At 58.6% G+C, this 24,431-nt stretch carries 20 protein-coding genes and 1 tRNA gene; 14 read left to right on the top strand and 7 right to left on the bottom strand.

The genetic code is table 11. The features are described from left to right. Positions 1 to 315: 315 nt before the first annotated feature. Positions 316 to 3,936, bottom strand: coding sequence for a vitamin B12-dependent ribonucleotide reductase (locus tag ACR0J0_RS00345; protein WP_480660360.1), 3,621 nt, complete (start codon positions 3,934 to 3,936; stop codon positions 316 to 318). 522 nt (positions 3,937 to 4,458) lie between these two features. On the opposite strand from ACR0J0_RS00345, the gene ACR0J0_RS00350 reads away from it, so the two are divergent. Next, complete coding sequence (locus ACR0J0_RS00350; RefSeq protein WP_480660362.1) at positions 4,459 to 4,893, top strand: hypothetical protein; 435 nt, start codon at positions 4,459 to 4,461, stop codon at positions 4,891 to 4,893. A 10-nt stretch (positions 4,894 to 4,903) separates the two neighbouring features. On the opposite strand, the gene ACR0J0_RS00355 is transcribed toward ACR0J0_RS00350, so the two are convergent. The 4 genes from ACR0J0_RS00355 to pdxH form a co-directional block, all read right to left on the bottom strand. Beyond that, positions 4,904 to 4,980, bottom strand: a tRNA-Pro gene (locus ACR0J0_RS00355). Positions 4,981 to 5,023: 43 nt separating this feature from the next. Continuing rightward, entirely contained in the window at positions 5,024 to 5,455 is a 432-nt protein-coding gene (locus tag ACR0J0_RS00360) for a DUF192 domain-containing protein (RefSeq protein ID WP_480661198.1), read from the bottom strand. 43 nt (positions 5,456 to 5,498) lie between these two features. Beyond that, positions 5,499 to 6,005: a cold-shock protein gene (locus tag ACR0J0_RS00365; RefSeq protein ID WP_174823325.1), complete on the bottom strand. Its 507-nt coding sequence runs from the start codon at positions 6,003 to 6,005 to the stop codon at positions 5,499 to 5,501. A gap of 142 nt (positions 6,006 to 6,147) precedes the next feature. Further along, positions 6,148 to 6,753: a pyridoxamine 5'-phosphate oxidase gene (pdxH, locus tag ACR0J0_RS00370; RefSeq protein ID WP_480660364.1), complete on the bottom strand. Its 606-nt coding sequence runs from the start codon at positions 6,751 to 6,753 to the stop codon at positions 6,148 to 6,150. A gap of 135 nt (positions 6,754 to 6,888) precedes the next feature. On the opposite strand from pdxH, the gene fabI reads away from it, so the two are divergent. The 5 genes from fabI (at position 6,889) to trpE (ending at position 12,864) form a co-directional block, all read left to right on the top strand. Next, the gene (fabI, locus tag ACR0J0_RS00375; RefSeq protein ID WP_480660366.1) at positions 6,889 to 7,695 is read left to right on the top strand and encodes an enoyl-ACP reductase FabI; all 807 of its coding nucleotides are present in this window, start codon (positions 6,889 to 6,891) and stop codon (positions 7,693 to 7,695) included. Between the two features lie 4 nt (positions 7,696 to 7,699). Then, positions 7,700 to 8,209: a xanthine phosphoribosyltransferase gene (gpt, locus tag ACR0J0_RS00380; RefSeq protein WP_170424560.1), complete on the top strand. Its 510-nt coding sequence runs from the start codon at positions 7,700 to 7,702 to the stop codon at positions 8,207 to 8,209. Between the two features lie 30 nt (positions 8,210 to 8,239). Further along, positions 8,240 to 9,415 carry an aminotransferase gene (locus ACR0J0_RS00385; protein WP_480660368.1) on the top strand — a complete coding sequence of 392 codons (1,176 nt, stop codon included), beginning with the start codon at positions 8,240 to 8,242 and terminating at the stop codon, positions 9,413 to 9,415. Positions 9,416 to 9,498: 83 nt separating this feature from the next. Further along, the gene (locus ACR0J0_RS00390) at positions 9,499 to 11,340 is read left to right on the top strand and encodes a peptidyl-prolyl cis-trans isomerase (RefSeq protein ID WP_480660370.1); all 1,842 of its coding nucleotides are present in this window, start codon (positions 9,499 to 9,501) and stop codon (positions 11,338 to 11,340) included. A 12-nt stretch (positions 11,341 to 11,352) separates the two neighbouring features. Beyond that, on the top strand, positions 11,353 to 12,864 hold the full coding sequence (gene trpE, locus ACR0J0_RS00395) for an anthranilate synthase component I (RefSeq protein ID WP_480660372.1): 1,512 nt from the start codon (positions 11,353 to 11,355) through the stop codon (positions 12,862 to 12,864). 45 nt (positions 12,865 to 12,909) lie between these two features. On the opposite strand, the gene ACR0J0_RS00400 is transcribed toward trpE, so the two are convergent. Beyond that, on the bottom strand, positions 12,910 to 14,472 hold the full coding sequence (locus ACR0J0_RS00400) for a divergent polysaccharide deacetylase family protein (protein WP_480660374.1): 1,563 nt from the start codon (positions 14,470 to 14,472) through the stop codon (positions 12,910 to 12,912). Positions 14,473 to 14,667: 195 nt separating this feature from the next. On the opposite strand from ACR0J0_RS00400, the gene ACR0J0_RS00405 reads away from it, so the two are divergent. The 6 genes from ACR0J0_RS00405 to lexA all read left to right on the top strand — a co-directional run bounded on the left by ACR0J0_RS00405 (position 14,668) and on the right by lexA (position 19,493). Continuing rightward, entirely contained in the window at positions 14,668 to 15,249 is a 582-nt protein-coding gene (locus ACR0J0_RS00405) for an anthranilate synthase component II (protein ID WP_480660376.1), read from the top strand. Beyond that, a complete protein-coding gene (trpD, locus tag ACR0J0_RS00410) occupies positions 15,246 to 16,265 on the top strand; it encodes an anthranilate phosphoribosyltransferase (protein WP_480660378.1) in 1,020 nt (339 codons plus the stop codon). Before ACR0J0_RS00405 ends, trpD begins: the two co-directional genes overlap by 4 nt. After that, positions 16,262 to 17,074, top strand: a complete 813-nt coding sequence (gene trpC, locus ACR0J0_RS00415) for an indole-3-glycerol phosphate synthase TrpC (RefSeq protein WP_480660380.1) — start codon at positions 16,262 to 16,264, stop codon at positions 17,072 to 17,074. Before trpD ends, trpC begins: the two co-directional genes overlap by 4 nt. Further along, on the top strand, positions 17,074 to 17,547 hold the full coding sequence (gene moaC, locus ACR0J0_RS00420; RefSeq protein ID WP_480660382.1) for a cyclic pyranopterin monophosphate synthase MoaC: 474 nt from the start codon (positions 17,074 to 17,076) through the stop codon (positions 17,545 to 17,547). Before trpC ends, moaC begins: the two co-directional genes overlap by 1 nt. Then, entirely contained in the window at positions 17,544 to 18,716 is a 1,173-nt protein-coding gene (locus ACR0J0_RS00425) for a molybdopterin molybdotransferase MoeA (RefSeq protein ID WP_480660384.1), read from the top strand. Before moaC ends, ACR0J0_RS00425 begins: the two co-directional genes overlap by 4 nt. 78 nt (positions 18,717 to 18,794) lie before the next feature. Beyond that, complete coding sequence (gene lexA / locus ACR0J0_RS00430; protein ID WP_480660386.1) at positions 18,795 to 19,493, top strand: transcriptional repressor LexA; 699 nt, start codon at positions 18,795 to 18,797, stop codon at positions 19,491 to 19,493. Between the two features lie 2 nt (positions 19,494 to 19,495). Here the strand turns inward: lexA and ACR0J0_RS00435 are convergent, their stop codons facing one another. Further along, positions 19,496 to 21,532: a ComEC/Rec2 family competence protein gene (locus tag ACR0J0_RS00435; RefSeq protein WP_480660388.1), complete on the bottom strand. Its 2,037-nt coding sequence runs from the start codon at positions 21,530 to 21,532 to the stop codon at positions 19,496 to 19,498. A gap of 78 nt (positions 21,533 to 21,610) precedes the next feature. On the opposite strand from ACR0J0_RS00435, the gene gltX reads away from it, so the two are divergent. Beyond that, on the top strand, positions 21,611 to 23,011 hold the full coding sequence (gene gltX / locus ACR0J0_RS00440) for a glutamate--tRNA ligase (protein ID WP_480661199.1): 1,401 nt from the start codon (positions 21,611 to 21,613) through the stop codon (positions 23,009 to 23,011). A gap of 122 nt (positions 23,012 to 23,133) precedes the next feature. Next, positions 23,134 to 24,429, top strand: a complete 1,296-nt coding sequence (gltA, locus tag ACR0J0_RS00445) for a citrate synthase (RefSeq protein WP_480660390.1) — start codon at positions 23,134 to 23,136, stop codon at positions 24,427 to 24,429. Positions 24,430 to 24,431: the final 2 nt, after the last annotated feature.

Raw genomic sequence — 24,431 nt, forward strand, 5'->3', positions numbered from 1 at the left:
ACCGGCGAGTCGGCAGCCCAAAAAGAAAGGGGGCCGAAGCCCCCTGTCAGTTTCGCCTTCCAGGCTCATTTCGTTGACCGCCCGGTGTTTTTTTGCCTGCGGCCTGGACTGCGCATGGGACGAGCGCACCCGCCCCGTGAAAGAGTGGGAGGGAGCAAATATTCCGCCCCACCCTGTTCCCGGCCAACACGGGCATGTCGACCGAGTGGAACAAGGCATCCTTGGTAAGTCTTGGCGCCTTGCTCCGTGTTCGTCGGGATCGGATGTCCGAGGGGAAATCCTGATCCCTACACCCCGCGTGGCGGGGCGTTTGCCTTAGCTACACCCGCTGGTTGCGCCGCAGGTGTTGCATTTCATGCAGGTTCCGTTCCGTACTAGAGTGTAGTTTCCGCATTCGCCGCAGGGATCGCCCTCGTAGCCCTGCATCTTGGCCTTGGTGCGGGCATCCATGCTGGTTGCTACCGCGGTTTCCGTAACAGGCGCCTCGAATGTGGGCGCGGTTTCGGCCATGCCGTTCACCTCGGCCTGACCGCCATTGAAGACCATCAGGTCCTGCGGCAGGCGCTTGCGGAGGTATCCGGTCGAACTGATTTGTTTCAGCACTTCCAAAGACTTGGACGCAGCACTATCGCTTATCTCGGACACGTTGGACAGGCCATCTTCTTCACCCCGACCCAGATCATCGAAGGTTGCGCCTTCGGGCTTCACGTGGGCCAGATCGGTGCGGTCCAGATAGGATACGGCCAGTTCGCGGAAGATGTAATCCAGGATCGAAGTCGCGTTCTTGATCGAGTCGTTGCCCTGCACCATCCCTGCCGGTTCGAACTTGGTGAAGGTAAAGGCATCCACGAACTCTTCCAGCGGCACGCCGTATTGCAGACCGACCGACACCGCGATGGCAAAGTTGTTCATCATCGCCCGGAAGCCAGCGCCTTCCTTGTGCATATCGATGAATATCTCACCCAGCTTGCCGTCCTCGAACTCACCGGTCCGCAGGTAAACCTTGTGACCGCCCACGATTGCCTTTTGGGTATAGCCCTTGCGGCGATGCGGAAGTTTCTCGCGATGGCTGCGGATCATTTCTTTTACCACAACCTTCTCGATCACTTTCTCGGCCAAGACGACTGCTTTTTCCTGCGCCGATCCGCTTTCCAGCACTTCGGCCGCTTCATCATCATCCTCGACCAGCGCCGCCGCCAGCGGTTGCGACAGTTTCGAGCCGTCGCGATAGAGCGCGTTGGCCTTCACACCCAGCGACCACGAAAGTTCGTAAGCCTTCTGGCAATCCTCGATGGTTGCGTCATTCGGCATGTTGATCGTCTTCGAGATCGCACCCGAGATGAAGCTTTGCGCCGCGGCCATCATAGTGATGTGGCTATCAACCCCAAGGAAACGCTTGCCTTTCTTGCCGCAAGGGTTGGCGCAGTCAAAAATCGAATAGTGCTCTTCCCTCAGGTGCGGCGCGCCTTCCAGCGTCATGGTTCCGCAGACGTGGTCGTTCGCTGCGTCGATATCGGCCTTGGTAAAGCCCAAGTGGCGCAGCAGGTCGAAGGTCGGGTCGTTCAACTTGGTCGCCGGGATGCCCAGAACGCCGGTGCAAAAATCCTCGCCCAGCGTCCACTGGTTGAAGACGAAGCGGATGTCGAAGGCGCTTTCCAGCGCGGCATCCACTTTGGCCAGCTCATTCGGGCCAAACCCGTGGCCGGTCAGCGAGGTGTGGTTGATCCCCGGCGCGTTGCCGATTGTGCCGTGACCAACGGCATAACCCACAATCTCTTCAATCTGAGACGAGGAATACCCCAGCTTTTCCAGCGCCGACGGCACCGAGCGGTTGATGATCTTGAAGTAACCGCCACCGGCCAGCTTCTTGAACTTAACCAGAGCAAAGTCAGGTTCGATCCCGGTGGTGTCGCAATCCATCACCAAACCAATGGTGCCGGTGGGTGCGATCACAGTCGCCTGCGCGTTGCGGTAGCCGTTCTTTTCGCCGAGGCTCAGCGCTTCATCCCAAGCCGACATGGCCAGATCGATCAGACGCTTGTCTGGGCAGTTGTCGTGGTCCAGAGGCACCGGCTTTACGGCCAGTTTCTCATAGCCCTCGGTCACACCCTGCGATGCGCGGCGGTGGTTGCGGATGACGCGCAGCATGTGGTCTGCGTTGCGCTCATAACCTTTGAACGGGCCAAGCTCACCGGCGATCTCTGCCGAGGTTGCATAGGCCACACCGGTCATGATCGCAGTCAGTGCGCCACAAATCGCCCGCCCCTCGTCGGAGTCATAGCTGTAGCCCATGTTCATCAGCAGACCGCCGATATTGGCGTAACCCAGACCCAAGGTGCGGAAGTCATAGGACAGTTGCGCGATTTCCTTCGACGGGAACTGCGCCATTGTCACCGAGATTTCCAGCGTCAGGGTCCACAGACGCGAAGCGTGCATGTAATCCGCCGCCTGGAACTCGCCATCCTTGAGGAAGGTCAGCAGGTTCATCGACGCCAGGTTACAGGCCGTATCATCGAGGAACATATATTCCGAGCATGGGTTCGAACCGCGGATCGCGCCATCTTCGGGGCATGTGTGCCATTCGTTGACGGTGTCGTGGAACTGGATGCCCGGATCGGCACAGGCCCATGCCGCATGGCCAACCTTTTCCCACAGGTCGCGCGCCTTGACGGTCTTGGAGACCTTGCCATCGGTGCGGTTAATCAACTCCCAATCGGCGTCTTTTTCAACAGCCGTCAGGAACGCGTTGGTTACACGGATCGAGTTGTTCGAGTTCTGGCCCGAAACCGAGCTATAGGCTTCCGAATCCCAGTCCGTATCATAGGTCGGGAATTCGATACTGTCGTGACCCTGTCTGGCGTAATCGAGAACACGTTTGATGTAAGTCTCGGGGATCGCAACCTTTTTAGCTTCGCGAACCGCTTTCTTCAGGCCGTCATTCTTGTTGGGATCATACGCGTCGTCCTGCGCGCCGTCCCAGCTGCGGATGGCCTCGAAAATGCCGTTCAGCATCTTCTCGTGCATCTTCGATCCGGCAACGATCGAGGCCACCTTCTGCTCTTCGATCACCTTCCATTCGATGAATTGCTCGATGTCGGGGTGATCTGCATCGACGATTACCATCTTTGCTGCTCGACGGGTTGTTCCGCCTGATTTGATCGCGCCAGCGGCGCGGTCGCCGATCTTGAGAAAGCCCATGAGGCCCGAGGACTTACCGCCACCCGACAGCGCCTCGCCTTCTGCACGCAGATGGCTGAAGTTGGTCCCGGTGCCCGAGCCGTATTTGAACAGGCGCGCCTCGCGCACCCACAGATCCATGATGCCGCCTTCGTTCACCAGATCATCATCGACGGACTGGATGAAGCATGCGTGCGGCTGCGGATGTTCGTAAGCGGATTTCGATTTGGTCAGCTTGCCGGTCTTGTAGTCGACATAGTGGTGCCCCTGCGCCGGGCCATCGATTCCGTATGCCCAGTGCAGACCGGTGTTAAACCACTGCGGGCTGTTCGGTGCGGCACGCTGGGTTGCCAGCATATAGCGCATCTCATCGAAATAGGCGCGTGCGTCTTCCTCGGTCGAGAAATAACCGCCTTTCCAGCCCCAATAGGCCCATGCACCGGCCAGACGGTCAAACACTTGCTTGGAAGACGTCTCGCCATCGAACTCAGCGCCCTCCGCGGGGACCGAGCGCCACAGGAACTCGGGAACGTCCTTTTCCTTGACCTTTTTCAGCTTGGACGGCACGCCCGCCTTACGGAAATACTTCTGGGCAATAACGTCGCTTGCAACCTGACTCCAGCGCGCGGGCACTTCGATGTTATCCAGGCGAAAGACGATTGTGCCATCCGGGTTTCGGATCTCGGAGGTCGCAGAGACAAAGTCCAGATCTGCGTAAGCATCCTGCCCCGGTTTCGTAAATTTCCTGTCAATCTTCATGTCCGCCGCCCTAGATTCAATCAACTTGTCCGTTGGCATCTGGTCCAGAGACACGGACCGATCGCCTTGCCGTAATAATTCAGGCGCAATAGACCGGACGCTGCATTCCGCAGCGCAATACCGACCTAACGGTTGCACGTTACTATGATGTGCTTTCCGACCCTCGCCCTGTGCCCTACCCTGGTTTTTCTACCAGATTTTGTGGCATCGCTTCCGGCCCATACAACTTGGCGTATCTACCCATAGATCGTCAACGCCATTTTTAAGCCATTTTTGATATCTTTTGTGTTGACCGAATTCTGACACCCGCCTGCGCGGCGCTGAGGCCCGATTCCTCCACAGGTTCATCCACTGCGCCTTTGAAAAACTCCAGACGAATTAACCCTGTTTCCCGGCATAGTTATCGGCATTTGATAAACCAACGCTAAGATGGGTAGGCTGTTTAAGAATCAGGGCAGAGCTCATCCGAAGCCATGCGCCAGTTCGGGCTTTGAGCGTAATCAGTAAAAGGAATCAGAACTGATGTTATCGTTACGCTTTCTTCCGGTTCTGGCTCTGATCGTGGCCTGCACACCACAAGATGTGCCCCCGCCTACTCGCAGTGCCCAATTCGAGAATTACCCTGAAAAACTGTTCGATACGTTTGAAATCAGCTGCGACGGCCCCGGTGAGCGGTTTGAAAATGTTGGGAATCGGGTTTTCGAATGTACCGAGCTTCTCCCTCCGGAAACAACGGCTTTTCTGATTCTCAACTATGACGGCTATCCGCAGGACCTGCCCAAAAGCGTAATGCGCCTGACGTCGACCAAGAACAATATGGGCTACCGCGTGGATGCCGAGCTGTTCTTCAATGTACCACAAAGAAACGGCCCATCGGTCCGCGTACCGGTGGAAAGCGAAACACTCGATAAGGCGCTTGGCGCGCTTTACCAAGCGATGGGTGGTTCACCAACGTAAGTGAAAAGAGTGGTCGGGGCGGCAGGATTCGAACCTACGACCCCCTGTACCCAAAACAGGTGCGCTACCAGACTGCGCCACGCCCCGGACCGTGCGCCTTCCTAACGATGCCGATCTGATTTGAAAAGCCCTAACAGGACCAAATTGCAGGACCTTGCGAAAAAATTTCATGCCGCATCTCGGTTCCCGGTTTAATCGAGTAGCGCGCCGCCAGTCCCGCGTTGATTTCGAGCACCGCAAAGACAGAATCGCCGCCTTCAATCGGCGTCAGGTCTTCGGGAATCGCCCCTTGGTGGACACGAGTCACCACGCCGGATCGGTCGAGAAAAATGATATCCAGGGGAATCAGCGTATTCTTCATCCAAAATACGACCGGCTGAGGCGGATCAAAAACGAACAACATGCCCGAGCGGTTGGGAAGGTTCTCGCGGAACATCAGGCCCCGCGACCTCTCCTGCGGAGTGACCGCGAGTTCAATATTGAATCGAATCTGTGCCGAGTCGTTTCGAATATCGACCCGATCCGGTCGACACTCTGCCAAAGCCATTCCGGACCAAAGCATCAAAGATACAACAAGACCCGGAACAAGCTTAGACATGAATCACTCAGTCATCCAGTGCCGCTTCCCAGGCCAGAACCTGTGCGGCCATTCGCCCACGCTTGCCATCAATGACTCGCATCGCAAGCGCTTCGCCCGGTTGCAGGTCTGACAGCCCCGAGCGGCGCAAGACTTCGATATGCAGGAATACGTCTTCACCGCGACCAAAAACATTGGCAAAACCAAAGCCTTTGCCTTTGTCGAACCACTTGACGCGCGCAGCTTCCAGCGGGGCTGCGGCGATCTCAACCGGATCAAGCTCGGCAAAATCTGCCAGCATCATCGTGTCCGTGCGCGCAGGCGGATCAACACTGATGACTTCGACCGCCTGAACACCACGGTCGGTGCGGTGAGTCATAATCTCGATACCAGCACCATCCGCAACCGAACTCTGACCGAAGTTGCGCAATACGTTGACGTGCAACAAAATATCCGGACCGCCTTCGTCAGACACGACAAATCCGTAACCCTTTGCAGGGTCGAACCATTTCACGTGTCCACGGACGCGGTACATGTTGTTCAGATCTTCTGGCACGGCGTTCCCATCGCGAAAATTATCATTTCGTTAAGGGTCCGATGTGTATGGGAATGGCCCGCAAATTCAAGCTGAAAAAATCCCTTTGTTTCAGTCGCTTGCATTTCACGATACGCGAACGTCATGGATTCAACCTTTGTATTTGCCAGTCGGAACCCTCTTGATCCCGCTGCCACCGGAACCTGTCGTGCAACCGAAACGCCCCATCGGCCCAAAATTCGATCTCGGTTGGCACCAGCCTGTAGCCACCCCAGAAAGGCGGACGTGGTGGGTTCGGACCCAATTTGGCCGTCACCTTGGCCACCTCAGCCATCAGAGCTGACCGGCTGCTAAGCGGCTGAGATTGCTTGGATGCCCAAGCCCCCAGTCGGCTTTTCAACGAGCGGGACGCGTAATACTCATCCGCCTGCGGCCCGCTTTCTCTGGTGATTGTACCACGAACTCGGATTTGCCGCCGCAGAGATTTCCAATGCATCACAAAAGCCGCTTTGCCTGCGCTGTCCAGCTCGGCCGCCTTGGCACTTTCATAGTTAGTGTAAAAGACAAAAGCCGCCGGTTCGATCTCTTTCAACAGAACCATGCGCACGTTCGGCATACCATCCGGGTCCACGGTCGCCAGCGCAATCGCGTTCGGATCGTTCGGTTCTTTTTCCTTGGCCTCGGCCAGCCACCGCTCCGCTATCACAAACGGATCGGTGCCGGCGAAAATGCCGTCACGTTCGCTCATTCCCATCCCCTGGAAACTATTGTGGCCCACCCTAGGGCGAGAACCCGCCACGGGCAAGAGCGCACGGCCTTGATGCAGCGCATCCAATGGCATAAACCATCCAGACATGACGCGAAGACAGGCGGAGAACCGAACATGTCAAATCAGTTGATGGCCGGCAAACGCGGCCTCATCATGGGACTGGCCAATGATAAATCAATCGCATGGGGAATAGCCCGCGCCTTGTCCGAATCCGGAGCAGAGCTGGCTTTTTCCTATCAAGGGGACGCACTTAAGAAACGCGTCGATCCTTTGGCTGCGCAACTTGGCAGCGAAATCGTCCTGCCCTGCGACGTCAGTGACGAAGAATCGATTGATGCGCTGTTCACATCTCTCGAAGAGAAATGGGGCAAGCTGGACTTCGTGGTTCACGCCATCGGTTTCTCGGACAAGAACGAACTTCGTGGCCGCTATGTCGACACGTCTCGCGCGAACTTCAAGCTCACCATGGATGTGTCGGTCTATTCCTTCACCGCGGTGATGCAGCGCGCCGAAAAGATGATGTCCGAAGGCAGTAGCGCAATCACCCTGACCTATTACGGTGCCGAGCAGGTGATGCCGCATTACAACGTGATGGGTGTCGCCAAGGCCGCGCTTGAGGCGTCGGTCAAATATCTGGCCGAGGATCTGGGCAAGGACGGTATTCGTGTCAACTCGATCTCGGCGGGTCCGATCAAGACTCTGGCCGCCAGCGGCATCGGAGACTTCCGCTACATCATGAAGTGGAACGAGTACAACTCGCCGCTGCGCCGCAACGTGACCATCGACGATGTCGGCAAATCGGCTTTGTATCTGCTGTCCGATCTCAGCAGCGGCGTGACCGGCGAGAATCTGCACGTAGATTCGGGCTATCACATCGTCGGCATGAAGGCCGTCGACGCACCGGACGTTGAAAAGGGGTAATGACATGAGTGCCAAGGACCGCCTGCCCCACGAAAAAGGGTTTCACATCAGCTGGGATCAGATCCATCGTGATTCCCGCGCATTGGCCTGGCGTCTGGACGGGCAAGGCCCGGATGACGGTGCCTGGCGCGCTGTTGTGGCAATCACCCGCGGCGGTATGGCCCCTGCGATGATTGTCAGCCGTGAGTTGGACATTCGCACCGTCGACACGATCAGCGTGCGCTCGTACCACCATCAGGAACAAGGCGAGGCAGAAGTTCTGAAAGCCCCCGATGCCGAGCTGATGGGGGATGGCGAGGGCGTTTTGATCATCGACGATCTGGTCGACAGCGGCAAAACGCTGGAACTGGTGCGCGACCTCTACCCCAAGGCGCATTTCGCGACGGTTTACGCCAAGCCTAAGGGCCGCCCGATGGTTGATACGTTCATCACCGAGGTCAGCCAGGACACCTGGATTTTCTTCCCCTGGGATATGGCCCTGCAATATGTCGAGCCCTATCGCGGCACCGACTGACGCGCCCCGTCTTCAAATCAGAGATCTCGCATGACACGGACACGCACCGCCGCAACCTTCGCCCCTCCGGTGATGGAGGCGCGGCGCTGGCTGGAGGGCGTGGACTTTCCTGACCACCAGCCGCTCGTAAACGTCAGTCAGGCAGCTCCGGTCGACCCGCCGCCCTTGGCCTTGCGCGAAGCTTTGGCCGAATTCGCCGTAACCGAAGACAGCGCCCATTTATACGGTCCGGTTTTGGGCAACCCTGATCTTCGCGCCGAGCTCGCCCGGCAAATCGGTTTCCACTATGATGCGACCATTGCCAGTGATCAGGTGGCGATCACTTCGGGCTGCAATCAGGCTTTTTCCGCTGCAATCACCGCCATAACCGATCAGGATGACGAAGTTATCCTGCCTACGCCCTGGTATTTTAACCACAAAATGTGGTTGGACATGGCTGGTGTCCGGGCCGTGGATTTGCCCACGGGCGATGACCTTTTGCCTGATCCCAAAAGGGCACGAGAGCTGATCACCGACAAAACCCGCGCCATTGTTTTGGTGACCCCTAACAATCCGGGCGGTGTTGAATACCCAGCCCATCTTGTGCGCGCGTTCTTCGACCTGGCGCAAGAGGTGGGTATACGCCTTATCGTGGACGAGACCTACCGCGATTTCGACAGCCGCACCGGTCCACCTCATGAGCTGTTCAGTCAGCCCGACTGGGACAAAACGCTGGTCCATCTTTATTCGTTTTCTAAGGCGTATCGTCTGACCGGTCACCGCGTCGGCGCGATTGCAACCCACTCGGGACTGCTGTCCGAGATCGAGAAGTTTCTGGATACCGTCGCCATCTGCCCGGGTCAGATCGGCCAGTACGCAGCCCTCTGGGGGATGCGGAACCTGTCTCAGTGGCTTGCGGGCGAGCGGGATGAAATCCTTGATCGACGCGCTGCAATTTCCGAGCTTTTGCCAAGCCTGACCGACAAGGGCTGGCGGCTGTTGGGTCTGGGCGCTTACTTTGCTTATTTCGAGCACCCGTTCGATATCCCCTCGGACGAGCTGGCCAGACGTCTGGTGCCCGAGGCGGGCATTCTGCTGCTGCCCGGAACCATGTTCATGCCCGAAAACGATCCGGCCGGTAAACGTCAGGTGCGCATCGCATTCGCCAATCTTGACCGCGCCGGATTGGGCCAATTGTTCGAACGGCTGAAGGCGCTGTCCTTCTGATCTTGCCCCCCGACGGTGCGCGTCGTATTCAGGGCCGCAACCGACAGGGCAGATACCTGCCGAATAAGCACGAAGAGGGCACCATGGCCGCAGGCATGAAAAACCTATCGAAGACCTTTGTCTGGATTCTCATGGGCCTTTTGATGCTTGGCCTCGCTGGATTTGGCGCGACCAGCCTGACCGGCACGGTTCGCACCGTGGCCCAAGTCGGGAACGAGGATATCTCGGTCGACGATTATGTCCGTGAGCTGCAGCGCGAGATCCGCGCTGTTGAGCAACAGACGGGTCAACCCATACAGATTTCGCAGGCGATGGAATTCGGTCTGGACCGGCTGGCCTTGTCGCGCCTGACCGCGCTGGCCGCGCTGGATAATGAGGTCGGATTGCTCGGCATCTCGATTGGCGATGAAAACCTGCAAAAGGAAATCGTTTCTATTCCCGCTTTCCAAGGCGTCAACGGCACGTTTGACCGTGACGCTTACCAGTTCCAACTGGATCAGGTCGGTATGTCGGATACCGAGTTCGAATCGGACCTGCGCAAGGAAACATCCCGCACCATCGTTCAAAACGCAGTGGTCAGCGGTGTGAAGATGCCGGAAACCCTGACACAGGTGCTGACGGATTATGTCGGCGCGCGTCGCAGTTTTACCGTCGCCACCGTAGCGCCGGATGCGCTGCTTGCGCCCGTTGCCGAGCCGACCGGCGAAGAGGTTCAGGCCTATTACGACGAGAATACCGACCTGTTCACCCTGCCCCGTACCAAAAAGCTGACCTATGCGATCCTGTCACCCGAAATGTTGCTGGACGAAGTGGAAATCGACGAGGACGCGGTAAAGCGCCTCTATGATCAGCGTTCGGCTGAATTCCAACAGCCTGAGCGTCGGCTGGTCGAGCGCCTCACCTTCCCAAGTGAGGATGAGGCCGAAAGCGCCATGGCGCAGCTTGAAGTTGGCGGCACAACTTTCGAACAACTGGTCCGGGATCGTCAGCTGGAGCTGAGCGATATCGATCTTGGCGATGTCACCCGTGAAGACTTGGGCGACGCCGCCGATGGCGTGTTTGCCGCCGAACTGGACGCTGTGGTCGGCCCGCTGCCTTCGACATTTGGCCCCGCACTGTTCCGGATCAACGGTTCGCTTGCCGAAAACAACACCCCGTTCGAAGATGCCGCCGCCGCCCTGCGTGAGGAGCTGGCCGCAGATCGCGCGCGTCGCCTGATCGAAGCACAGGCCGAGGATATCAACGATCTGCTGGCGGGCGGTGCAACGCTGGAAGAGCTGGGTGCCGAGACTGAAATGGAGCTGGGCCAGATCGACTGGACCAGCCAGAGCGAAGATGGCGTTGCAGCCTACGAAGGTTTCCGCAGTGCCGCCGAAGCCGTGCAGGACGGCGATTTCCCTGAGGTCGCGTTCCTTGAGGACGGATCCATCTTTGCCCTGCGTCTGAACGAGGTGCTTGAGCCGCGGCCAGAACCTCTGGACACCGCGCGCGACCGCGTTGTTGCAGCATGGACGTTCGCTGAAACCAACAAGGCGCTGGAAGAACAGGCGAACACTGTTCTGGAGCAAGTGAAAGCCGATGGTGATTTCACAGTGACCGGCTTACCTTTCCGGGTGGAAAACGCCCTGACCCGCACTGCTTTCCTGGAAGACGTACCCGCAGACTTCATGACGCAGGTCTTTGAAATGGAACAAGGTGACCTGCGCGTCATTCCGAGTGCCGGTACCGCATTCATCGTGCGCGTGGACGAGTTGCTGCCGCCTGCCGAAACAGATGAGCTGCGTCAGGTGCAAGAGGCGCTGGCGGCGCAATTGGACCAGGCGCTGGCGCAAAATATCTTTGACGCCTACGTCCGCGATGCGCAGGTCCGTGCCCGTCCCGTCGTGGATCAGCAGGCCCTGAATGCCGTTCAGGCCAGCTATTAAAAGAGACCGGATATGGCCCTGACCCCCGATTTTGACGAATTCGCACGCGCTTATGAAGCTGGCGAGAACCAGGTCGTATACACCCGCCTTGCCGCTGATCTGGATACGCCGGTTTCCCTGATGCTCAAGCTGACGGGCGCGCAAAAAGACGCGTTCATGCTGGAATCGGTCACCGGTGGTGAGGTTCGCGGCCGGTACTCGATCATCGGCATGAAACCGGACCTGATCTGGCGCTGCCACGGCAAATCCTCTGAACTGAACCGCTCGGCCCGGTTCGACCCCGAGGCGTTCTCGCCGCAGGACGGTAACCCGATGGACAACCTGCGGGCGCTGCTGGCCGAAAGCAAAATTGACCTGCCAGATGACCTGCCACAGGCAGCTGCGGGTCTGTTTGGCTATCTCGGCTATGACATGGTGCGTCTGGTCGAATACTTGCCTGATGTGAACCCAGACCCGCTTGGCCTGCCCGATGCGATCATGCTGCGGCCGTCGGTCATCGCGGTGCTCGACGGTGTAAAGGGCGAAGTCACGGTAGTGTCCCCGGCTTGGGTCAGTGAAGGGCAATCCGCCAAGGCGGCCTACGCTCAGGCCGCAGAACGCGTGATGGATGCTGTGCGCGATCTGGAACGCGCCATGCCAGCCGAAACCCGGGATTTGGGTGACGCGTCCGAGGTGGCTCCACCGGTGTCGAACTTCACCAAATCCGGCTATATGGAAGCGGTTGAGAAGGCTAAGGAATATATCCGCGCGGGCGACATCTTTCAGGTGGTCCCGGCGCAACGCTGGACGCAAGACTTCCCCCAACCACCCTTCGCTCTTTACCGCTCATTGCGGCGCACAAACCCGTCGCCCTTCATGTTCTACTTCAATTTCGGTGGCTTTCAGGTCGTAGGGGCCAGCCCCGAGATTCTGGTGCGCGTCTTCGGGGACGAAGTCACAATCCGCCCCATCGCAGGTACACGCCCGCGCGGTGCCACCCCCGAAGAGGACAAGGCTAACGAGGTCGACCTGCTGGCCGATAAGAAAGAGCTGGCAGAACACCTGATGCTGCTGGATCTGGGCCGAAACGACACGGGTCGGGTTTCCAAGATCGGGACAGTGCGACCGACCGAAGAGTTCATCATCGAACGCTACAGCCACGTGATGCACATCGTTTCGAACGTGGTCGGCGAACTGGCCGAGGACAAAGACGCGCTGGATGCCTTCTTTGCCGGAATGCCTGCGGGCACTGTGTCGGGTGCTCCGAAGGTACGCGCGATGGAGATCATCGACGAACTGGAGCCGGAAAAGCGTGGCATTTATGGCGGCGGTGTCGGGTATTTCAGTGCAGGCGGTGACATGGACATGTGTATCGCCCTGCGTACGGCCATCGTGAAGGATCAGAAACTGTACATTCAGGCAGGCGGCGGTGTTGTCTATGACAGCGACCCCGAGGCTGAATTCATGGAAACGGTCCACAAATCCAACGCCATCCGGCGCGCCGCAGCAGATGCCGCCCGGTTCACAGGATCTGGCAATTCTTAAGATTTACGGCTGACCCCAACGGTCAGCCGTTTACATTTTCTGGCCTTACTGAGCTTCTTTCATCATGACCGCAGAGATCGGAGCCATCGCCACACGGCTGCCCCGGTCTTCCAAACCCCACAACAACAAAGCCGAGATGGTGTCGGGGCGCAAACGTCCCAGCATCACCACCGTTCCCTGCTGGCCGGCGCGGAACGCGGCCTGGTCCAGAAAACGCCGCATGATCTTGGGATCCTGACGCGCCCCGTCGATGTCGCGGAAGATGACACCCGATGGGACGCCGTTTCGCGCTGCCAGCTTTTGTACAGTGTTCAAACCGTTATCCTGCGTGACCAGACCACGGCCGGTATCTCCGGCAATGGCGGCGACCTGATCGGCAAGTTTGCGGTTGCCCTGAATTCCCGTGTCCACGCCTTCCAGAATGCCAACGGTTTCCGGCAGGGTTTCCAGCCAGACCGCCAACGATACCTCGGCGTCCTGAGCGCTGGCGGCCCGGGGCAGGTCAGCAAGGGCAAGCACTTCGAAACCGGCTGCACGGTGTTTAGCCATCTTTTCAGCTGCCTCCGGATCGGACGGGCTGACCGCAAAGCTGAGCGGATACGGGAAGTCTTGCAGCGCCTCGGCCCCGTACGCGCCCTCGTCGTCGATCAGAATGATCGACATAAGGGGTTTGGCTTCGGGGTTGTCGAACTTGGCGGCGTAGGCATCAATCGGTTTTCCAGGCTGGATGATCTCTACCGGGTCAGGTCCTGCTTCCGTCGTATCATCGCGTTCCGTCAAAGGAACCACGCGCTTGCCGATGGTGAGGCCTGTGTTTGCTGTCTCCGCTCCGCCAATCTGCGGAACGGCCGCGATCCGGGGCAATTTCCGCAATTGCGGGTCTTCTTCACCTTCCACAGCAATCGGGTTGTCCTCTAGCGGCTTTACCTTCGGCTCCTGAGGTTCCGCCGCGACAGGCTGCGTTTCAGGCTCTGGCTGCAGCGCCGCTACTTCAGGCTCCTGTTCGGTGGGTGTTTCGGCAATTTCCGGCTGCGGCTCGGGTTCCGTCGGTGTCTCAGCAACTTCCGGCTGCGTCAGCTGCTCTGGTTGTATCTCGACAGTTTCGGGTTCAGGCTGCGGCTCAACCTCGACAACGGTTTCCTCTTCCACGACGGGTGCCGGTGGCTCGGGCGCGGCGTCTGCCAGAACCGGCTCATCCTCGGTGTTCGGTAAGTGCTGCAGGGGTGCAGGTGCCTGAGGCACGACCGGTGCCTCGGCCGAGATGGTCACCTCCGACGTTTCGGTGGTTTCCAGGGCTTCGACCTGTGCGACCACCACGCTAATCTTGGGCTCGGTGTCCGGAGCGATTTCCACCTCGGCCAGCCCGGCCAGACTGTCCGTCTGTTCTGCAGAGGCATCCACCGAAACCGGAGGCAGGGTTACCAGATCGGCATCTGCAATTGACTCAGCGGCGTCCGTGCTGACTTCAGGAACCTCGGCCGACGCGGGTTCCGGTGCCTCTGCGGATACTACCGGTTTTCGGGTCAAAGGGGTGTTCAGGGATAGTACCGCTCCAAGCAGCGCTACAACGACCGCCCCCGCGATCATTCCGCCTAAAAATCCGCCCATCTTAACTGCCTCTCGCCTTCATCGTGCTTCGGTCGCCTCAACGCCGTTCGCCGCGCTTGTAGCTTGTGATTGCGCCCGGAACAGGATGTCCCCTTGACGCTGCCCCACAAGCCTGAGCATGTATGTCCCGACATTATACCGTGGCCAGGGGCTGTATCGCCAGTCCGAAATGCCCAAGCCGAGACAAGTGCCCAAATGCTGCTGCTGATCGACAACTACGACTCGTTTACCTACAACCTGGTACATTATTTAGGCGAACTTGGCGCCGAAATGGTCATTCGGCGGAATGATGCCTTGGATGTCCAGGAAGCCATGGCCATGAACCCGGCGGGGATCTTGCTGAGCCCCGGTCCGTGTGACCCGGATCAGGCGGGGATTTGCCTGGCTTTGACCGAAGCTGCGGCTGAGACGAAGACGCCGCTTATGGGCGTCTGTCTGGGGCATCAGACCATCGGTCAGGCATTTGGTGGAGATGTCATTCGCTGCCATGAGATCGTGCATGGCAAGATGGGTACAATGCACCACGCCGGAAAAGGCGTTTTTGCCGGACTGCCGTCGCCATTTGAGGCGACCCGCTATCATTCGCTGGTGGTTGACCCGAACACCCTGCCCGATTGCCTTGAAATCACGGCGAAACTGGATGACGGGACAATCATGGGCCTGCAGCACAAAGAGCTGCCCATTCACGGCGTCCAATTCCATCCGGAATCCATCGCCTCCGAGCATGGCCACGCCCTGCTCAAGAATTTCCTGTCCGAGATGAAAGTTCCTGCATGAGCGACGCTCTGAAACCACTGATCGGAGCCGCAGCCGACCGGCCCCTGACCCGTGCCGAGGCCGAACAGGCCTTTGGTATCCTGTTCGACGGTGAAGCCACGCCCAGCCAGATCGGCGGGCTGTTGATGGCGATGCGCACGCGCGGAGAAACGGTTGACGAATACGCCGCCGCTGCAGCCGTGATGCGCGCAAAGTGCAATGCAGTCCAAGCCCCCGCGGGCGCTATGGATATCGTCGGCACAGGCGGCGATGGCAAAGGTACTTTGAACATCTCGACGGCAACAGCGTTTGTCGTAGCCGGTGCTGGTGTCACCGTTGCGAAACATGGCAACCGTAACCTCAGCTCGAAATCTGGTGCGGCGGATGCCTTGGGTCAGCTGGGAATCAACGTAATGGTCGGCCCGCAAACCGTTGAAAAGGCTTTACAAGAGGTCGGAATCGGTTTCATGATGGCGCCCATGCACCATCCCGCAATTGCGCATGTCATGCCTAGCCGGCAAGAGCTTGGGACGCGCACGATTTTCAATATCCTGGGCCCGCTGACCAACCCTGCAGGTGTTCGGCGGCAGTTGACCGGCGCGTTCAGCCGCGACCTGATCCGCCCGATGGCCGAAACTTTGGGCTTGCTGGGTGCGGAACACGCCTGGTTGGTCCACGGGTCAGACGGAACTGACGAGCTTACAATCACCGGGATCAGCTGGGTTGCTTCGCTGGAAGACGGCGTTGTCAAAGAAGTTGAACTGCACCCCGAAGACGCCGGGCTGCCCGTGCATCCGTTCGAGGACATCATCGGCGGTACGCCAGAGGAAAACGCTGTTGCCTTCCGCGCCTTGCTGGACGGTGCACCATCGGCATACCGGGACGCAGTATTGTTGAACTCTGCCGCAGCCCTGGTGGTTGCGGACGCTGCCGATGACTTGAAAGACGGCGTCGCCAAGGCGTCTGAAAGTATCGACAGCGGGAAAGCTAAAGACAAAATCGCGGCACTGGCCCGAATTACGCAGGAGGCCGCATGACCGAGACGGTTCTGGACAAGATCAAAGCCTATAAACTCGAAGAAGTTGCGGCAGATAAAGCGCAGAAATCGCTGGAAACACTGGAAAACGAAGCTCGCAATGCCCCAGAGGTCCGTGGGTTCGCCGATGCGCTTCGGACAGCGGCGCGTCGGGGTTATGGCTTGATTGCCGAGGTCAAGAAAGCAAGCCCGTCCAAAGGTTTGATCCGCCCGGACTTCGATCCACCTGCTTTGGCCAAAGCCTATGAAGAAGGCGGAGCAGCATGTTTGTCGGTGCTGACCGACACGCCCAGCTTTCAGGGCGCAAAAGAGTACCTGACCGCAGCCCGCGCGGCCACTTCACTGCCCGCATTGCGCAAAGACTTCATGTACGACCCCTATCAGGTCGTTGAGGCACGGGCGTTGGGCGCGGACTGCATCTTGATTATCATGGCATCGGTTGATGACGCTCAGGCGGCTGAACTGGAACAGACGGCTTTCGAATGGGGCATGGACGTTTTGATCGAGGTCCACGATGCGGAAGAGCTGGAACGCGCCTCGAAACTGAAAAGCTCTCTGATTGGGATAAACAACCGCAATCTCAAGACGTTCGAGACCTCTCTTGATACAACACGGAGTTTGTCGAAACTGGTCCCAGCGGGCCGGACGATCGTCTGCGAAAGTGGACTGAGCACACCCGAAGACCTGGCGGATATCGCGCGTTATGGCGCACGCTGCTTTTTGATCGGCGAAAGCCTGATGCGTCAGGACGATGTTGAAGCGGCAACCCGCCACCTGCTGGCAAGCCCTCTGATCCCCGGAGTTATGTGATGCCACTGACCCATTTTGATGCGCAGGGACAGGCCCATATGGTCGATGTCTCCGACAAAAAGGTCACCGACCGCGTCGCCGTAGCGGCTGGCCACATCAAAATGGCGCAGGAAACCTTTGATCTGATCTCGGAAGGCCGCGCCAAAAAGGGTGACGTTCTGGGTGTTGCGCGCCTCGCGGGTATCATGGGGGCGAAGAAAACACCCGACCTGATCCCGCTGTGCCATCCGCTGCCGGTCACGAAGGTATCCGTCGAACTGACACTGGACCCGGACCTTCCTGGCGTTCAGGTCCAGGCTACCGTCAAAACGTCCGGCCAGACCGGGGTCGAGATGGAGGCTCTGACCGCCGTGTCGACGGCCGCCTTGACGGTGTATGACATGACCAAGGCCGTCGATAAGGCAATGGAGATCGGCGGTATTCGCGTATTGTTGAAAGACGGTGGAAAGTCAGGACGTTACGAGGCGAAATGATTACTGTCGAAGAGGCCCGTGCGCTGCTGTTTGATCTGGTCTCGCCCCTGCCGGCCGAAACCGTAAAACTGTCAGAAGCCGCCGGGCGTGTACTTGCACAGGACGTAGTCGCCACACGCGATCAGCCGCCTTTTGCCGCGTCCTCGATGGACGGGTACGCCCTGAAATCGACCGAAGTTGAACTGCATGCGATGTTCAAGGTCATCGGCGAGTCGGCCGCTGGCAAACGTTTCGAAGGCCGCGTTGGCCCTGGGCAAGCTGTTCGCATCTTTACCGGCGCCCCCATTCCTGATGGGGCAGATTTCGTTGTCATACAGGAAGACACTGAACGGCGAGGCGATCTGATCACAATCTCGGACCTGCCCGGCCCGAAAACCAACATCCGCCCGGCCGGCGTCGATTTCAGCACTGGCACAAAAATCCACGCGCCCCGCCGCTTGCGCGCGGAAGACATCGCGCTGATGGCGGCAATGAACGTGGCCAGAATACCAGTGGCGCGAAAGCCTGTGGTCGCGTTGATTTCGACGGGCGACGAGTTGGTGATGCCCGGCGAAACACCTGGCCCCGACCAGATCATCGCCTCCAACACCTTTGGTCTGAAAGCGTTGCTGGAAGAAGCCGGTGCACATGTGCGCATTCTTCCCATCGCGCGCGATACCGTCTCGTCGCTTGAGACCGCCTTTGGACTTGCGGAGGGTGCTGATCTGGTGGTCACCATCGGCGGTGCCTCAGTCGGCGATTATGATCTGGTATCCGATGTCTCCTCCGGCCTCGGGATGGAGCAGTCGTTCTACAAGATCCGAATGCGACCGGGTAAGCCCCTGATGGCTGGTCGGTTGGGTCGTTCTGCGATGGTTGGATTGCCGGGAAATCCTGTCAGTGCAATGGTTTGCGGCTATCTCTTCCTGTTGCCAATGGTGCGGCGCATGCTGGGCATCGAACAGGTTCTACCCCCGCTTCAAAGCGCGCGTCTTACTGAACCGCTAGGCAAGAACGGACCGCGAGAGCATTACATGCGTGCGGTGCGGGACGAATCCGGCATCCGCGCCTGCCCCGATCAGGACAGTTCGCTGCTCAGCGTTTTGGCTGAGGCGAACGCGCTATTGGTGCGCGCCCCGCATGATCCCGACCGCTCCATCGGGGAAGAAGTTCAGTATCTGCCGATATAGGCGTTGCTCAATTCCGTTGACACAAAACGTGAACATGCGTAGAACAAAAGAAAACGCATGACCGACGAGGTGTGAGCAATGCTGACCAAGAAACAGTTGGATTTGTTGGAATTCATCCACAAACGCGTTCAGGCGGACGGTGTTCCGCCCAGTTTCGATGAAATGAAGGCCGCATTGGACCTCAGATCCAAATCCGGTATCCACCGGCTGATCACCGCGTTGGAAGAACGTGGGTTTATCCGGCGCCTGGCACATCGTGCCCGCGCTATCGAAATCGTCAAACTCCCCGAAAGCCTGGGCGGAGAGCCGACAGCAGCGTTCAAGCCCCGCGTGATTGAGGGTGACAAACCGGACGGACAGCGCCCAGCGAATTTTGAACCCGTTACTGTGAATGCACTGGAACTGCCCGTGATGGGTCGCATCGCTGCCGGTGTACCGATCGAAGCTATCAGTCACGTCTCACACCGTGTTGCAGTGCCCGGTACGATGGTATCGGGAAAGGGCGAGCACTATGCATTGGAAGTGCGCGGAGACTCGATGATCGACGCGGGCATCAACGATGGGGATGTGGTGGTAATTCGCGAAACCTCTGTTGCCGATAACGGCGACATTGTTGTCGCGCTGGTCGAGGATCAGGAAGCCACTCTGAAGCGGTTTTTCCGCCGGGGTCAGGCCATCGCGCTTGAGGCCGCCAACCCAGCGTACGAAACCCGCGTTCTGCCAGAGGAAAAGGTCAAGGTTCAGGGGCGACTGGTCGGATTGATCCGCAGCTATTGATCTCATTTGATATCGCGGTCTCCGGACGCGTCCGGGGACCACAACCTGTTTCCAATCGCCTCTTTGCTGGTTGTGATCTTGCCGTCCGACAGGGACAGGCTTCCGGTTTCCAGCAACCTTTCCGGATCGAATACCTTGCAACCGCCGTCTAACTGCAGCGCAACGGCCGAGACTATGATCTGGTTCCCTGAACACTCATTGAAGCCACTCGCCGCGCGTTTACCTGTGATGTGAAGCACCTCTTTACCGCGCCAATCATAACGCTGAACACCGCCCGAACCCTGCGGCCACCGCGCGGCCGCCTGCTGCTGATCCACACCGTCTCCGTCGTTTTCCAACCATATGGTTGCGACAAACCCGCTTCCCTTCTGCTTGCTCAGTGCCCGCCCTTGTTCGGTCATGACCCCGACAAGCCCGCCGGTGTCGGCGATCAAAACATCCGGACGATGCCCCTGCCCCCAAAGCAAAAATGCTGCAACCACCGGGAAACCACCCACCCATTTTGCGTGCCCCCTCCACAGCGCGATCCACAGGCCGCCGAGCGCAAAAAGAGGTAGGACGTAGAATGGCGGATTGACGACATACCCCTGCGCCCCGTCCAGCCCGGAAACCCATTGGGATACCGCGAGGATCCATTCCAGCCCAAATCCCATGATGACCAGCGGCAAGGCTTCAAGCCCGAATGGTGCCAACAATGCCGCAACAACGGCCGAAGGCACAACGATCGTGCCCATCACCGGAACCGACAGCATGTTGGCCAATAACCCGTAGTGGGACATCGTATTGAAATGAGCCGCGCCGATCGGCGCTGTTGCAAGGCCCGCAATGGCCGAGGACAGCAACAACCCCAAAACCGGTTTCAACCATCCCGGCCCAGGCAGCGGACCGATATCCCGCAACGCTCCGAACACCGCAACAAGTGCCGTGGTCGCGGCAAAAGACATCTGAAACCCCGGGCTCAGCAAGGATTCTGGTCGCAGGATCAGAACGATCAACGCTGCAATCGCCACAGCCCGCAACGAGATGGCGCGCCGATCAACCAATATGGCGCCCAGCATGACGCTGGCCATGACAAAAGCACGTTCGGTGGCCACGTTTCCACCCGACAGCAATAAGTAGACGACTGCCGCAACAAAGGCGCAGACAGCCGCCAGTTTCCGCACTGGCAACCTGAGCGCCAGCATTGGGACAGCAGACAGCATCACGCGGCACATCAGATAGACGAAGCCTGTCAGCAATCCCATGTGCAGGCCTGAAATCGCCAGCAAATGCGCCAGGTTCGATGCGCGCAGCGTCTTCAAGGTGTCTTGCCCTATTCCGCTGCGATCTCCGGTCGTAACAGCGGCTGCAAACCCGCCGATCTCACCTGGCAGGATCGTTCGGACATGGTCGGAAATCGCCATTCGCCATGCAGTGACACGGACGCCGTCGGACTGTGAAGGTGCCGCAGTCAGCACAGGAACACGCGTGTATCCAACGGCGCCAAGGCGCTGAAACCAGGCATGTCGTCGAAAATCGAACCCGCCAGGCTCAACCGGGCCTTGCGGTGGAGACAGATGCGCGGTTGTCATGATCCTTTGCCCCGGCGCAAGTGGAACCGCGTCACCGTGCAAGGAAAGCCGGACGCGCTGCGGCCGCTGATCACCGGGCACATCCCCTATACGCACCCGATCCAGCGTTACCCGCAACGCGTCCGACGCAGAGCGATCCATGGCTACGACCCGCCCCTCGACCGGGCCGTAGTAACGCCACGACAGGACCGGCTCTGCCACCGTATGGGCGCGTACACCCGCCAGGATGAACCCGGCAGCGATCAGCGCCCCCCCTGTTGCCAACGCAGTCCAGCCAGACGACAATATGCGTGCCACCCCCAAGCAAATGGCAATCGCAGCCGTGAGGCTTGCATAAACCACCCAATCCGGTTCGAACCGGAGGCTAAAATACAGTCCAATTCCGCCAGCCAGACACACCGGAGACCACTGAAACAAATACCCTGTCTGGTTCAGCAATGAGGTCTCGACCCGTGCCAGAACACGCATGGTTGCCCCCGTCCTTCGGGCTCGTTAGACAGGCGCCAATCTATGCCCGACACGGTTACCAAAAGGTTAATCCATACAATGTCCGATCAGGTCGTCACTCGTTTCGCTCCATCGCCTACCGGTTTTCTGCATATCGGCGGGGCCCGCACCGCGCTGTTCAACTGGCTGTACGCCCGCGGGCGCGGCGGAAAATTCCTGCTGCGGATTGAGGACACCGATCGCGAACGTTCCACACCCGAAGCGACGGCTGCGATCCTGCAGGGCATGGAGTGGCTGGGGCTGGATCACGACGGAGACGTGATCAGCCAATTCGAAGGTGCGGAACGCCATGCCGAGGTTGCGCATCAACTGCTGGCCGAGGGCAAAGCGTACAAGTGCTTTTCCACGCAGGAAGAAATCGCGGAGTTCCGTGAACAGGCCCGCGCAGAAGGGAAATCGACGCTGTTCCGCAGCCCATGGCGGGATGCAGACCCGTCGACGCACCCGGACGCGCCGTTCGCGATCCGCATCAAGGCCCCGCAGGATGGCACGACGGTAATTCGCGATCAGGTTCAGGGTGACGTGACCATTCGCAACGACCAACTGGACGACATGATCCTGCTGCGCTCGGACGGAACGCCGGTCTACATGCTGGCGGTCGTGGTGGATGACCACGACATGGGTGTAACCCACGTGATCCGGGGCGACGACCATTTGAACAACGCCGCGCGCCAGATGATGATATATGAGGCCATGGGCTGGGACGTGCCCGTATGGGCGCATATCCCGCTGATTCACGGGCCTGATGGCAAGAAGCTGTCCAAACGCCACGGCGCTTTGGGCGCTCAGGAATATCAAGCCATGGGTTATCCCGCCGCCGGAATGCGCAACTATCTTGCGCGTCTGGGCTGGAGCCACGGCGACGATGAGTACTTTACCGACGCGCAGGCCAAAGAGTGGTTTGACCTCGATGGAATCGGCAAAAGCCCTGCCCGGTTTGACCTGAAAAAGCTGGAAAACCTTTGCGGACAGCACATCGCGGTAGCGGATGATGCTGCACTGCGGCAAGAGATTGAGGCCTATCTGGCAGCGGCCAATTTGCCTGACCTCACGGAAACACAATCCGGTGATCTGGAACGTGCGATGTATTGCCTCAAGGATAGGGCGCGCATGTTCCCGGAACTACTTGAAAAAGCGCACTTTGTTTTGACGTCACGGCCAATCGAACCCGATGAAAAGGCCGCCAAAGCGCTGACCTCAGTATCCGATGGTATACTGAGAGAATTGACGCCGCACGTGCAAAATGCTAGCTGGACGCGAGACGAACTGGAGCAAGCCCTAAATTCGTTTGCAGAAGCGAAAGGGGTTAAGTTCGGCAAACTGGCAGGCCCCTTGCGGGCCGTGTTGGCAGGTCGGGCAGTGACGCCTTCAGTTTTTGATATGATGCTCGTGTTGGGAAAAGAAGAAACCCTTGCACGGCTTTCTGACGCAGCGACTTAAACCCAAACTTTATATTTGGGTAACGCTGCTCCGCTAACACCCGGACTGCGCGTCCTTCGCGCAGCCGTTGCCCGCAGCGTCGGACAGCGATCCGACTTGCGCAAGAATGAGGAAGGGACACTATGACCGACAGCAATAAAACAGCCACTCTGACAGTCCATGGTGAAACATACGAGTTGCCGGTTCATTCTCCGACCGCTGGGCCTGACGTCATCGACATCCGCAAGCTTTATGGCACCGCGGGCGTCTTTACCTACGACCCCGGTTTCACGTCGACTGCGAGCTGTGACAGCACGATCACCTATATCGACGGCGAAAAAGGCGAGCTGCTGCACCGCGGCTATCCGATTGATCAACTGGCCAGCAAATCGCACTTCCTGGAAGTCTGCTATCTGCTGCTGTACGGAGAGCTGCCGGTCGCCAAGGATCTTGAGCAGTTCGAAACCACCATCACTCGCCACACGATGCTGCACGAGCAGATGCAGTATTTCTACCGCGGTTTCCGCCGGGATGCGCACCCGATGGCGATCATGGTGGGCGTAGTTGGCGCGATGTCGGCCTTTTACCACGACTCGACTGACATTTCTGATCCGCATCAGCGCGAAGTCGCCTCGCACCGCCTGATCGCCAAGATGCCGACCATTGCGGCCTGGGCTTACAAGTACCACATCGGTCAGCCTTTCGTTTACCCGCGAAATGATCTGGACTACGCGTCGAACTTCCTGCGCATGTGCTTTGCCGTTCCGGCGGAAGAATATGAGGTGAACCCGATCCTCAGCCGCGCGATGGACCGTATTCTGACGCTGCACGCAGACCACGAACAGAACGCTTCGACCTCGACTGTGCGTCTCGCCTCGTCCTCGGGCGCAAACCCGTTCGCCTGTATCGCAGCCGGTGTTGCCTGCCTTTGGGGTCCTGCCCATGGTGGTGCGAACCAGGCCTGTCTGGAAATGCTGGAAGAGATCGGTGACGTCGATCGTATACCTGAGTACATCGCCCGCGCCAAGGACAAGAACGACCCATTCCGACTGATGGGCTTCGGTCACCGCGTCTACAAGAACTTCGACCCGCGCGCGAAAGTGATGAAGCAGTCGGCGGATGAAGTTCTCGATCTGCTGGGTGTGGAAAACAACCCGAAACTGCAGGTCGCCAAGGCGCTGGAAAAACAGGCGCTGGAAGATCCGTATTTCGCCGAGAAGAAACTGTTCCCGAACGTGGACTTCTACTCGGGCATCATTCTCGAGGCGATGGGCTTCCCGACATCCATGTTCACCCCGATCTTTGCTCTGTCGCGTACAGTCGGCTGGGTCAGCCAGTGGAAAGAAATGATCGCCGATCCTCAGAACAAGATTGGCCGTCCGCGTCAGCTGTATCTGGGCGAAACCAAGCGCGACTACGTGGACATCGAAAACCGCTGATT

This window comes from Ruegeria sp. BF12, from assembly GCF_056538705.1.